This window comes from Mucilaginibacter rivuli (genome assembly GCF_019391655.1).
Lineage (GTDB): Bacteria > Bacteroidota > Bacteroidia > Sphingobacteriales > Sphingobacteriaceae > Mucilaginibacter > Mucilaginibacter rivuli.
In genome coordinates, this window is the sequence record NZ_JAHXPQ010000002.1 from 24846 (window position 1) to 37692 (window position 12847).

The following is a 12847-nucleotide window of genomic DNA, read 5'->3' on the forward strand; positions in this document are numbered from 1 at the left end:
ATCCACAAATAAAACTAATTTCACGCTAAGTATTTCAAACCAACCTTAATTGTTGAAAATCAGTGGCTGCCGATCATCCTTTTACCATCACTACAAAACCGAGAAATCTTAAGCTCTTGTTTTTTGTAAGGCATGATTTTTCAAAGGATAGTTTGGTCAAATTATTGCTCAATAATCTTCGCATCTGGGGAGGTCGGTACAATCCTATAGTGCCGGTTTATAATGGCGAAGTTAACGATGGCTGGAAATCGTTTTTAACTTACCAAGACCCGGATTATATTTATTACACAAAAGGCATCGACCGTGGCTCTATGGTCGGATTGTGCGATGAAATCGGCCTTTATCCAACTGAACTGATCGAGTTGGATGAAAGGCAGGAGATTAAAGGCGTACACATCGCTAACCTGATGCCCTACCTTTCTCAGACAGGTATCCTTGAACCCAAAAATCTATGGGAGGTCGAAAACCCGTTGAAAGATTATTTTAAGCTTAATTTTTTGGTGGAGGATAGTTTTCCGGCGAATCATAATCGCTTGCAAAACCATATGGTCATCCCTGTCGGTAAAGATAATTTCGCTTCAATACACCATCACGTTGGTGAGCACCGTTTTTTTAGAAACACGCTAATTTCCGGGTACAACACCCAAAATTGGCAATTGCGGTTGGCGCAACCGGATCATCATGCCTTTGAACTGGTTATCGGCCGAGATGATAATCCTTTCGAAGAACTTATCTATCACTGGAACAAGGAGTCCTATGCAACCCATCACCGGGAACTGCAAACCGTATTTTTGACGTATAGAGAGCTCGACTTATTATTACAGGATGATTATTTCAAAAAAGCTCTAAAGACACTTTCGGGCGATCAGATCAAAATAAATATCGTCAGCTTTTCACTGACCGGCGAAGAACTTGAACAGGCGGCAAAGTCACTTCAAGGATTTGCCGTTTACAATCAATTCGAGGTGAAAGACAGGTCAAATTTCCCATTTGCGATTATGGACCGGGAAGGCCTTCATCAAAAAACGAGCAACGAAAAAAGCGAGGTACAAGTTATCCAACATAGTCACCCGTTTATTTTCCTTCCGCAATTGAGCTTTCGGTTAGAATTTACACCTTTTACACAGGCTTATGCTGTCGATCTCAGGATCGCCGAAGTGTTAAGCCCCTTTAATCAAATTCTCCGTTTCCCAAGAAATCTGAATACGCAGTTTTATGTGGAGAAATCCAGTCGCGTCCGGCGCAATAGAGAGATTGCCATAACAATCAATCAGTCAGACCACCTGGAGGGTAAACTTCAACTCACTATACCCAAGTTTTTCGATGTCGTACGTTCCGTTGTTATCAACCCCAGAATTACCGGAAGTGATGACTTCAAGAATATTTACTACGATGTGCGTTATTCAGACGGCAGTAACAGGATGGCGCAGTTTCTCAAATTATTCAATAATAATTTCAGTTTTGTCGAAGAATTTATCGGGGATAAATTCTGGAACGATATCTTTTTAAAACTAACGGACAATAGCAGAACTGAAGGCGATACCATCTTATTCGAAAATATATTTGAGGAATGCCAAAAGATCATGATCGAAACGGGTAAAGAAATAAAGGCCAAAGGAGAGAGTCGCTTCAATCTTGAAAATCTGCGGAAAGGGTTGACCGACACGATACAGGAGCTTACCGATCATAAAATATTTCTGCCAGGTTTTATTATCAAATGCCGCCATTGTGCTTCTAAGATTTGGTATTCTCTATCCGAGATCCAGCATGCAATAACCTGTAAGGGGTGTTCTAATATCAACCATTTCGCTGCAGAAAATCCGATTGCTTATAAACTCAATCACCTCGTTAAGAATAATATTGGCATGAAAAACGATGAGGGTAAATTTATGCCCGACGGAAACATGACCGCTATTCGTACTCTGGTGCATTTGAGAAATAGTTCACCGGGTAGCTTTCAATACCTTCCTCAAATTGACATCTATGGCTGTGATGACCAGAGCAAGCCGAAAACAGACCTTGATATCATAGCAATGGTCGGCGGTAAACTCTTCATAGGCGAGTGCAAACACACGAGTAGTAAATTTCATGTAGAACGAAAAAAAAGCCTGGATAATCTGCTCGAACTTGCTTTGACAATACAGCCAGATAAGATTATCCTATCCTGTTCGAAAGATAATGGTACTGATTTAAATAAAGCCGTAAATTATCTTCGTTCAAAAATTAGCGATTGGAAATGTAAGCCGGAGATCGTACCCTATCGCGCTTGGACGCCTGATTATTTCGGCACCAACGAATACCGTTACTTCCGTTTTTAACTAAGCGTATTATATATTTATTATTTGATCATATTATGATAACTTAGAAGCTGATAAATCTTCACCGTTATATTCATGCTCGATCAATGGTTACTGCCTCAGCCAAATTCTCCGCTCCATCGCCTTTTTGGTTCGGTTGACATCATTGAGATCACATCTCCTTCAGACGCGATTAAAAGCTATATCGGCACTGAGATTATGGAATCTTATCGCGATTGGGACTACCTCAAATTCAATTTTGAGCAACAACCAGAAGCTGAACTAAGGAAGTATATTAATGATTATGTGTTGCCGTCAGATAAAAACCAGATCAATAAGAACGTAAGACAAGGCGATTTTGCCGAAGTGCTCTCCAGTATGATCGTCAGTTTCTTTCAAAAACGTGTCGTACCGCTTAAAAAGATGCGTTGGAAGTTTAACAAAGATCGTTCGGTATTTTGTACCGATATGATGGCTCACAACGAAGGCGATACGATTTCTGATATTTTTTATTATGAGATCAAATCCCGGTTGGGCATTAAGAAAGAAACGGTTAAAGACGTTTCTGATTACGTTACGGTTCATGCACACAATAGCTTGTTAAAAGATGAACAAAGCCCTAACGAAGGTATTGCGGATTTTCTAAGTCGTTTTCATTTTGCGGCTGGCGATCTTGCAGAATCAACAAAATTTCGGGATATAGTACTTAATCCAACTAATTACAATAAAACCTTCGAGCTTTTTTTTATTATCGAGACATCCGAGTTTGATACAGCCATATTGGACGCGCTTGAAAATCTGCCTCCATCGTTAAAACCCTTGTTCGTCACGATAGTTCTGATCAAAAATTTAGGCGATTTGGTTATTGAAGTGCAAAAGAAAGCGATCCAGCGAGCCGTTGATTTTGTCTATCCGCAGCCATGACCACAGCAGAATATATCCAGAGCCTGGAAGGCGGCTTAGAGCAAATACTTCAGGACCCCAAATTCAATAACCATCGTAACCAGCTTTCTGCCTGGAAGCTTAGCGCAGCATTCAGCCGAAGCTATGATGAGCGCTATTTGTGGAACCGAGCTTTGTTTCTTTCTACCAATGGCTGCCAGCTAATGCTACACGGAGATAACGTACGCTTAGCCACAAGAAGCCTCCGGGAAAGCGCGCTGATCTATGAGAATTTATTTCACATTAGTGAAGTATATGATAAGGAGTTTGCGCTGATGTTATCGGCTTTGTGTTACGACCTTGCTGGTTATCAAGCAAATGCCGTGTGCTTGATCAAAAAGGTAGAAACGTATCAATTTATAACCGATGATCAACAGGTCGAAACAAGCTCGGATAACTACATCTTGCAACATTTCCGTCAGATATTACTGAAAAATATTCCGCTTGCCAATAACCTGATCAACCGCAATTTAGACAATGATCCGGGCATCCGGTTATTTAACGATGCCGCGTTACAATGGTACCAACAAGTGCTCACCGGCATCGACACCGACTTTCTCGGCCAGATGGATAAAGTTTATCATTATTACCTGAACGCATTTAATATCCCGATTTCCCAATTGATCTTTTTGCTCAAAACCCGGCTCAAATTGTATGTTGAACGATCGATATGGTATAATCTGAATAATATAGCGCATATCAACCAGCATCCTACCTGGACCAAATATATCAAGCTGTTAACCAATAATATTTACGATGGCAGACGTATCAAAAATCTGGAACGCCGCCTATCCAAGTTTGAGTTCTGGACCTCCCAATTACGGGCCGTTCAAAAAGGTGTGCTGGATTCTGACGAATCGTTTGTGATCCAAATGCCGACCAGCGCTGGTAAGACGTTTATAGCCGAGCTTACTATTTTAAACGCCCTGATCAAACACCCCGGCGCGAAATGCTTGTATATTAGCCCTTTTCGTGCCCTGACTAATGAAAAAGAAGGTGAATTATCCGATAATCTCTCCAAATTGGGATTTTCAGTTTCAGCACTCTCAGGCAACTATGAGATCGACGAATTTCAGGATATTATACTATCCGATACCGATGTGTTGATCGCCACACCCGAAAAGATCGACCTCTTGCTTCGATTAAATCCAAGCTATTTTCAACAAATAGCACTCGCTGTAGTAGATGAGGGTCATATTTTAGGCGATATCAGCTCTCGGTCGAGTCTGTTGGAATTTTTGATCATCCGGCTCAAAATGACCAGGCCAGGTCTTAAAATACTGTTTATTTCGGCGGTGATGCCGCCCGCCAATGCGGATGAATATTCGGTATGGTTAAGTAATTCAGCCGGAAACGTGATCCGTTCATCCTTACATCCGGACAGCCCGCCGGCCGAAGAATGGGAACCGACCCGTAAGTTAATCGGTAGATTTGACTGGAATGGCAACAATGGCCGGATATCCTATAAAGATATGAGTACGCAAGACGAAGCCACCAATGCGGTTACACCATCTTTTATCTCTGCAATTATAAGGAAAAGGCAGTACGGCGGAACATTGCCAGATGGCATTGCCAAAGCCCAAACCTCGGCCGCACTGGCGTTCCGGCTTTCGCAGGATGGTAATACTTTAGTGTTTTGCGCGCAGGTGAAAAATACAGACCAGGTTGGAACAGCATTATTAAACTTATTGGCAAAGATGCGTGAAACGGCTGAAGCTATTCCGACTTGGTTTACTTTAAATACAGATCGTGAATCTTATTTCTATGCACGAAAATGGTATGGGCCAGATTCTTATATATCGCAATGTCTTTCTCACGGCATTGGTGTTCATTTCGGCGATCTACCCGAAGCAGTAAGGAGGTCCGTTGAAGAAGATTTTGTAAAAGGCTACCTTAAAGTACTAATTTCAACAAATACCATAGGACAGGGGTTAAATTTTCCTATTAAAAATTTAGTTATACATTCTACATTAATTACCGTAAAAAATAAAATACAGATCAAAGTCGAAGTAAGGGACTTTTGGAACATTATCGGAAGAGCTGGCCGGGCCGGCATGGAAACGGAAGGCCAGATAATCTTTAATGTAAAATCATGGACAGATGAGCAAGAATTTGCCAGATACACCAACAAAGCCAATATTGATGCTGCATACAGTCTTTTCTTTAACGTTTTGAATGCCTTAGTAGACGGAAGGATTACCCAGCGCACCTTTGAGAACAACATCAAAATATTAGCAGAGCCGTATATTCTGAACCTGATCACAGAAGAAAGTATCGGTACTGATGATGAAGATACTATCAATTCAATTCTCCAAAACAGCCTTTTTATGGTACAATGCCAAGCTAACCAGATCGAGGTTGAACCAATTAAAAACACCTTTCGCAATATTTTCGCAAGTATCAAAGAAGATAATACTATTGAGGAAATCAGAACATATGCCGAAACGGGCCTCTGCCTTAAAAGTAACAAGGCGATTGACAAGTTCATTACGGAAAATTCAGAATTGCTTAAGGCCGTAATTGAGGGCGACAATTATCTCGCCTTTATTGAATTATGCTATCAGTTATTTGATGAAGCATCGCTTGATGAGTTGGACTCCGAAAAATTCGATAAACTCAAGTTGGACTTTGTGGCGTTTATACCCGTTACGAGGCTATGGGTCGAGGGAGCCGATATTGATATATTACAAAATGAGTGGGCCAATATCAGCGACAACAGTGACCATCTTAATATTTTAATTGCACAGGGTTTTTATTACCTTTTCCCATGGATAATCAGCGCATTTTTAACGTTAGTGCGTTTTAAGTTAAATTTGGAGCAGGATGATCTCCCCGAAGACATTGCCAACGTAATCAGCTATATTAAATACGGACTTGAAGATATCGATGCCTGCCTGTTAAAGTCGATGGGTATAAAGAACCGAGACGTTGCGATGTTGCTGTCCGATCATTCGTTGGGCCTTAGTGGCAGAGCGCTTATCCGCTGGGTTGCTAACCTGAACGAAAACGATATTGATCAATTGGATATTTCTGTTTACGATAAACAAAATATCCTAAGCGTAGCCCTCAAACTAACCCCGCAGAAATTTGAGAATATTCCCGATGAACTGGAGTTTGACGTTAAAGGCATCAATTTTGATGAAGACTCAAAATTCATTTCTTCCGTGCTCGTGATAGGCGATAAACTTAATATTGCAAGGGAGTTAACCAACCAGTTCGATCCATATGCCATTGAGATTTCTTTAGATAACAGCAAACTCGGCTACGTTCCCAGGGAATATGCCAAAGTATTATCGGTCGAGATTGACCTCAATGCTTCCACCTACGAACTTACCGTTATTGGCATATCACCCATTGCCGACTATTACGACATCAAAGTCAAGATGCTCAAAATATAAATTCAAATAAAAGGCGCATCATATTTTAACCTGTTTTCTTTATAACGAGGTGAGACAACCCCGGATCGCTTAATAACCGCTCCATTTCCAATTGAATAATATCCTGAACATCCTGCTTCACATCCAAATAATTCCGCTGCACGATCCCGCTATTGATCTCACGTACCTTAGGCAGTTCTACATAGCCAGCGATCTCTTTCTTCAGCGCCTCATGATCGTTAATGATCTCGCAATGAAAAGCTTTTAATTCGATTTTCTCTTCGGGATTATCAGCTACCAAACCAACAAATTCACCAGAACTTAAAGCTGCGATTTTTGAGGGCGGCACTGCGGCTTCCAGTTGTTTCGAGCGGCTGATCGATGTATCCTGCCTGTTAATGGATAGACTTTCCCGATCCTGCATAATACGTCCGATCTTCTCCGACACATTTTTAGCCGTGTCTCCTGAAACCTGGCCCACCACCACATTTCCGATGATATTCATGATCACATCCGCCTGCTCCCGCCCGTGATCTTTTCGCAGTTGGCTGGCGTCCTGAATCCCCAAACAAGTGCTTACCTTGTTGCCCCTCGCGGTGGCAATGGTCGGAATGATATCGGTCATCAGTGTAGGGAACTCGTCCAGGATCAGGCTACATTTTAGCCTGTCCTTTTGATTGATGATCTTAAAAAGACGATTGGTGAACAACGATAGCACAGCACCGTATATCTGTATCTTCTGCGGGTTGTTGCCCACGCACACGATCTTTGGATTTGCGGGGTCATTGATATCCAGCGTAAAGTCGTTACCCGAAAGCACATAGTACAATTGCGGTGAGGCGATCCGCGCCATTGTTATCTTCGCCGATGCGATCTGTCCTTCCAGTTGCTCCACGGCGTCGCGTAGGTAGGCGCTCACAAAAGGGTTGATGAGCACATCAATTTCCGGCTCGGTACGCAGCACGGTAAACAGCTTATCGTAATCGACTTGCATCAATTCGATCACATGCGGCAAGGTGCAGAACTCCCCGCCTTTGTACTTCCGCAGGTACCAGATGATGGCCGTCAAAAAGTTGATCGGGCTCTCCACAAAGAAGTCACCTTGTTTTTTCACCCACTCCCGGTTCAGGCCAAGCAAGATCGTACGTGCCGATTCCACCGCGTCGGTGATATCCGACATGCCCGAAGGGTCGAGTGGATTACAGCGGTTACTCCGGGACAGGTCATCAAAATTGATGCTGTAGAATTTGGGTTTGACCGTATAGTTCTCCTGGTATTTTAGGAAGGTATTGTAAGCGATGACCGCCAGATCCGGCATCTTAAAATCGTAAACGAACATGGCAAAACCCTTGCGGATATGCTGGGTAATCACATGCCTTATAACGAAGTAAGATTTTCCAGCACCGGGAGAACCTAAAACCAGCACCCCTCTAAATGGATTGATGATATTGATCCAACTATCCCGGACTTTTGATTTAAGCTTGTAGCGAGCCGGCAGGTTTACCGAAAATTCGTTTTCGATCAGGCGTTCCTCCTGCGGGAACGTTTCATTCTCGCTATTGAATATATCATCAGCCAGCCTGTCCCGGATAATCTTGGAGATCATGGTGCCACCACTCAGAATCAGCAGGAAGCCTAAACCGGTTACGCCCATGTAGAGTGAGGCAATGATGGTCAATTTGCCCGGAATCAATAATAAAAAGTAGCTGGTGAGGAAAAAAAATAAACCCACCACCATATACAGCAAGGCCGTTTTGAAATTCTGCTTCTCATCCTTACGGCCTTTAACACCGATCAATGCAATCACCAGGAAGCCCAAAGCGATCAGCTTTGACTTATAAAAGTTGCTGAACATGCCCGTTCGCACGATATTGCCGAGCAGCCTGTCCGATAAAGGCGCTACCAAATGCCAATCGGCAAAAGCACCATAACATTCTTTGTAAAAATGTATAGCCAGCACAGCTATACTGATCAGCCTGGTCATGTCCAGGATCTTGCGCATTGCCTGATCGTTCTCTCCAGTTGTTGACATATCAGCCCCCTCTAAATCTCCCCGCTTCGGCTGCGCTCAGCACAGGCTCAGGGGAGTATTTTAATCATCCTCTCAAAATCAACTCACACTCTCTCAAATCCAGCCAGGCAGAACCGCCGGCTTATTCCGGCGATATCCGCTGCCGTTTCTTTTTCTTCTTTTTCCGTTTGAAATTCCAGTCCATCGTTTCGGCCTGGTACTCCGGTTCGAGCAAGGTTTCGATCAACCCTGGCCCCGTTATATTTTTCCCCTCACCAGGAATTATTTGGCCTTGGTTTACGCGTTGCCACCCCTCTTTTTCCGCCTTGCTTTGCGTCGTTTTTTTCGCCTCGCCAATGTTATTTTTCCCCTCACCGGCTTCGACGTAAGCGCAGCGTTCCAGGATGGCTTTCCCACTATAGGTTTTACCTAACTCGCTTCCGTTAAAAACTGCTTTCTGATTATGCCGGTGATCTACATAAGTAATCCCGTAGATGACCCCATCTTTATTCTGCCGGATCACCATATCAATACCTTCTTTCTTCAGATCAGCGGCAAGGGATGCCAGATCCATCTTATCCCTCAAAAGCGCCATGTCGATCGCATTCTTTAAGCGTGGTTTCAAAAACTCTTTCTTAACCTTTTTCTCAGCAAACTTTACTTTCAGATTTTTTAGCGTCGGCTTGCTGTGAAACAAACAGGCCTTTACCGGCTTACCGATCTTTTCGCCATGCTCATCCAAAACCCTAAATACCAAACCCTCGTGCGCGGCTATACGGCTACCGTCACCACCTGTATCGGCAACAATATTGTATAGGCCAAGCACCGCATTCAATTCCGGCAAGGATGAAAACTGGTACTCCGCTATTGCTTTATTCAGCACATTGCCAATCGCCCGTTTCGTTTCGGTCTTGCCATAGTCCACCTTTGCCGCATTGACCGGCTTCAGCCGGAAAGCTTCGTTCTGTTTGCTGCCCTCGGCCACTACCAGCCCGAACATTTTTTCAATCTCTAAACGCGCCTGTTTCGATCTAACTTTAGCCAAATTATGCAGTGTAATGGCCTTACCATCCGGCTTGATATTGGTCGTGATCAGATGCACATGCGGGTGCCCTGCATCCGAATGTTTATATAATAACCAGGGCTGCTCACCGAATCCGATCTTATCCATATAGGCGGCTGCGATCTCCCGCAAACGTTTGTCACTTAGTGTTTCGGAAGGATCAAAATTTAAAGAGATATGCAAGCTGTTAATTTTGGTCCGCTGGTTCAATTCCGTCAGCTTTTCAAAGCGCCGCAGTTTCTCAAAAAAGTTCAGATCGCCAGGCTCTTTAATAAAGCCTGAAGCCTCCAGACAAACCGCTTTTCCTTCCTTTAACTTATGCTCATTATAGTTCAGGATGTTGCGGATGGAACTGCTCTGGTGAACTACTGCAACCACTCTTCTTCCACCTTTCCAAGCTGCATTTTGATCGCTTCGATTTGTCCGAATAAACGCTCCTTATCCCGCTCCCAGCCGATAAGCCAATGCTGCATTTGCGGCAGATGATCCAGGGTGTGCAGGCGGTGCGTGGCCTGGTTGAAATTCACGCCGATGGCATTCAATTCCTTTTTTAATAAAAGCAATTCAGCCATAAATTCATCCAGCGAAGAATTGCGTGTTTTGACGGTCAGTTCCTTTCCGAACAAAACCCTGCGCACATATTCACTCAGCTTTTTAATGGTGGTTTTCTTCCACCGGGTGACCAATGTGCCGTATTCATCATTGGTGAATCTTAAAGTAATCCGGCATATCCTGCCTGTTTCTTTCGCTTCCATCGCTTATCCCATCTCAATCTGAAAACAGCCCAATCACACCTAAACCAGCTCATTCTTCCCTTTCCCCGACTTCGGAGGGGAAAGCAAGATTTTAGTTGTTGTCAGACAACTATACATCTTGCCGATCGCGACCCGGCGATCTCAACCACAGGCAGGTGAGGGGAAAAAACATAAAATCAATATTTCATGAATTGTCCGCTCTCAGCCGGTTACCCGGTTTTAAGTTAACTTTTGGAACCTCCCCCTTGTGCATGAGCCAATCGTTCAGATCTTTGAACTGGTGATATCTTCCGCTTTCGTCTGAGTAACGCGAACCCATCGCCAAGGCGTACTGTGTATAAGCCTGCCCGGTAATATCCCGGTCAAGCCAAAGGCCGACTTGCTCATGTTGCTCCAAAAATGGTAGGGCCCGGTCAAAAAGTCCCGCACCGTTCAAGACGACGAAATCCGTTGCGCCCCAATGGGCATTAGCGTTGATTGCCCGGTAAGAAAGAAAGTCAATAAAGCCCTCGAATACCTGTACCGTTGGCACACCGAACCTCATGGTTGTGATATCCTTCGGTGAGCTGCTTTGCTTGTAGTTTTTGTTCCGGATCTCATAACCGCCCGCATCATTCTTAAACCCGATCCCGTAATAAGTCCCGTCACCGATCTGATAGGTTATTTCCGAACAATAAGCATCGGCCATGGACAAAGGGATGGAGCGATCGTGCAGATAATTTTTGAGCGGATAGGAGTAAAGTTTCCGAACATCGGTGACCAGTAGCTTTGCCGCTTTACCAACGCGCCCTTCGTGTAATGACGGATCGTAGACAGGCAAGCTTAAAGTTGGCCTGTCCGCATTGAATTTCTCCAGTAGATCCCGGATACCACACTGATAATAGCGCAGGCAAAAGTCAACGAGGTTCCCCCCGGTAGCCAGCGGGAAATCGTACCACTCGTTGGTCAGTTGGTTGATATGAAAACTGGCTTCACCTTCCGTTCGTAACGGGGATAAATACCAATAGCCGGTACCATCTTTTTTCACCTCAGCGGGCTCAAATCCCAGCGTGGCCAGGTAAGCTACCATATCGATTTCCCTGATCCTTGCCAGAGAAAATGCACTATTTTCCGATCCTGTCACCATTATCCCCATAGCATTCAAAACCCGAAAGTAAAGCACTCAACTCACATTCACCTATCCTGGATAAACTTCGAACAGGATCGTTTCAATTGTACCAGGTACCTTTACGGCATTATTAATCTTTTAAAGAAATGGATATGGCGACGAACGTATTGAGTAAGGTCTATGAAACTTTGTTATGTAGCCCGGGAATGAATGAAGCGGTGAAGATCGATGTCAAGGTTAACCGAAAAGTAATCTTGCTTTTAAGCAGCGTGATCGAAAACGGCTTAAACAAAAATGCAGGGCAATTTTCCGAGCTAATGGAAATGATACCCCAGGATGACTTAAACGAACTAAAACTGTTCGGTGAAGAGTGTTTAAAGAAAGCAGGATTAACAGAGCTAAGTGAAAAAATGAGGACCCTTGCCACTAAGTAGAAGAATCAAGCTGGCCGGTATTTTCGGCCAGCTTGGCTATGAAACGATATCTTTCGACGAGCTTAATATCTCTTCAAAAAAACGTGCCGATATATAATCTGCATTGTGATAACGCTTAAAAATCGCTGACGCTTCCTCACGATTCGACACGGTAGTAAAACGCTTTTTAAAATCCGAAATACCGCCCAAACTAGCGCTTACTGTCCGGATATCATAAATTGCTGGTTCCTGGTTTAATCTCCAGGAAAACACTTCTTGCTGTTCGGTAATGAACCCGATCTTGTAAACTTCCTCACCCGACTGAGAAAAACATATTTGCTGGCAGCGCCTCATATTTTCAATTGCTGCTAAAGCGTCACGATATCGTACATCGAAATTATATTCACGACAACGGTTACGGCTTTGATACCCAAGCTTAAACAACATATCCTTACCTGTATCTATTTGCTCAATCAAAGATCTTTGTTCAGCATTAATGTGTAAAAGGTCATAGGCGCTGGTCACCTTTTTCTCTTTGTAAACAGCTGTCATCAATTCGTTAATGCAACCAATACACAGAGCCGTTTCGGATGGAGTTAGTGAAAATGATACAGCCCCCCTTACTTTGACCAAGATATTATTAATTTTGCCGGTTGCCCATTTGGGAACTCCTTCAAAAAGGTCATATTGGTTTTGCCGATTAACCAGCAAAGCTATCATCCTTTGCTGCTCTTCTTCTGTAAACTTTACCAATCTTGCCATAATTTAAAGGTAACAAACCAATATCATAGTTTAATTTATGTTGATAAATATTCTTGTCCAACTAATTCGGATGAGTTGTTAATTCCGCAATCATTTGAATGATTATGGTATATTGTCAA

The 12847-nt window shown here is 43.4% G+C and carries 9 protein-coding genes; 4 read left to right on the forward strand and 5 right to left on the reverse strand.

Annotated elements, in window-relative coordinates; genetic code table 11:
• The first annotated feature begins 62 nt into the window (after nucleotides 1-62).
• The 3 genes from KXQ82_RS04245 to KXQ82_RS04255 all read left to right on the forward strand — a co-directional run bounded on the left by KXQ82_RS04245 (nucleotide 63) and on the right by KXQ82_RS04255 (nucleotide 6637).
• Nucleotides 63-2318: a hypothetical protein gene (locus KXQ82_RS04245; protein WP_219486921.1), complete on the forward strand. Its 2256-nt coding sequence runs from the start codon at nucleotides 63-65 to the stop codon at nucleotides 2316-2318.
• A 75-nt stretch (nucleotides 2319-2393) separates the two neighbouring features.
• Nucleotides 2394-3221, forward strand: a complete 828-nt coding sequence (locus tag KXQ82_RS04250) for a Hachiman antiphage defense system protein HamA (protein ID WP_219486922.1) — start codon at nucleotides 2394-2396, stop codon at nucleotides 3219-3221.
• The gene (locus KXQ82_RS04255; RefSeq protein WP_219486923.1) at nucleotides 3218-6637 is read left to right on the forward strand and encodes a DEAD/DEAH box helicase; all 3420 of its coding nucleotides are present in this window, start codon (nucleotides 3218-3220) and stop codon (nucleotides 6635-6637) included. The genes KXQ82_RS04250 and KXQ82_RS04255 overlap by 4 nt, the downstream gene beginning before the upstream one ends.
• A gap of 25 nt (nucleotides 6638-6662) precedes the next feature.
• Here the strand turns inward: KXQ82_RS04255 and mobC are convergent, their stop codons facing one another.
• From mobC to KXQ82_RS04275, 4 genes are all read right to left on the reverse strand, one after another.
• A complete protein-coding gene (gene mobC / locus KXQ82_RS04260) occupies nucleotides 6663-8648 on the reverse strand; it encodes a conjugal transfer protein MobC (RefSeq protein WP_219486924.1) in 1986 nt (661 codons plus the stop codon).
• Nucleotides 8649-8769: 121 nt separating this feature from the next.
• Nucleotides 8770-10068, reverse strand: coding sequence for a relaxase/mobilization nuclease domain-containing protein (locus KXQ82_RS04265; protein WP_219486925.1), 1299 nt, complete (start codon nucleotides 10066-10068; stop codon nucleotides 8770-8772).
• Complete coding sequence (locus KXQ82_RS04270; protein ID WP_219486926.1) at nucleotides 10056-10445, reverse strand: plasmid mobilization protein; 390 nt, start codon at nucleotides 10443-10445, stop codon at nucleotides 10056-10058. The genes KXQ82_RS04265 and KXQ82_RS04270 overlap by 13 nt, the downstream gene beginning before the upstream one ends.
• Before the next feature lie 184 nt (nucleotides 10446-10629).
• Nucleotides 10630-11514: a DUF8464 domain-containing protein gene (locus KXQ82_RS04275; RefSeq protein WP_219486927.1), complete on the reverse strand. Its 885-nt coding sequence runs from the start codon at nucleotides 11512-11514 to the stop codon at nucleotides 10630-10632.
• Nucleotides 11515-11699: 185 nt separating this feature from the next.
• On the opposite strand from KXQ82_RS04275, the gene KXQ82_RS04280 reads away from it, so the two are divergent.
• Nucleotides 11700-11987, forward strand: a complete 288-nt coding sequence (locus tag KXQ82_RS04280) for a hypothetical protein (protein WP_255563425.1) — start codon at nucleotides 11700-11702, stop codon at nucleotides 11985-11987.
• Between the two features lie 36 nt (nucleotides 11988-12023).
• On the opposite strand, the gene KXQ82_RS04285 is transcribed toward KXQ82_RS04280, so the two are convergent.
• On the reverse strand, nucleotides 12024-12728 hold the full coding sequence (locus KXQ82_RS04285) for a hypothetical protein (protein ID WP_219486928.1): 705 nt from the start codon (nucleotides 12726-12728) through the stop codon (nucleotides 12024-12026).
• Nucleotides 12729-12847 lie beyond the last annotated feature (119 nt).

Coding starts and splice junctions, on each gene's coding strand:
- KXQ82_RS04250 (WP_219486922.1), top strand. CDS start 2,394: ATGCTCGATCAATGGTTACTGCCTCAGCCAAATTCTCCGCTCCATCGC.
- KXQ82_RS04255 (WP_219486923.1), top strand. CDS start 3,218: ATGACCACAGCAGAATATATCCAGAGCCTGGAAGGCGGCTTAGAGCAA.
- mobC (WP_219486924.1), bottom strand. CDS start 8,648: ATGTCAACAACTGGAGAGAACGATCAGGCAATGCGCAAGATCCTGGAC.
- KXQ82_RS04270 (WP_219486926.1), bottom strand. CDS start 10,445: ATGGAAGCGAAAGAAACAGGCAGGATATGCCGGATTACTTTAAGATTC.
- KXQ82_RS04275 (WP_219486927.1), bottom strand. CDS start 11,514: ATGGTAGCTTACCTGGCCACGCTGGGATTTGAGCCCGCTGAGGTGAAA.
- KXQ82_RS04280 (WP_255563425.1), top strand. CDS start 11,700: ATGGATATGGCGACGAACGTATTGAGTAAGGTCTATGAAACTTTGTTA.
- KXQ82_RS04285 (WP_219486928.1), bottom strand. CDS start 12,728: ATGGCAAGATTGGTAAAGTTTACAGAAGAAGAGCAGCAAAGGATGATA.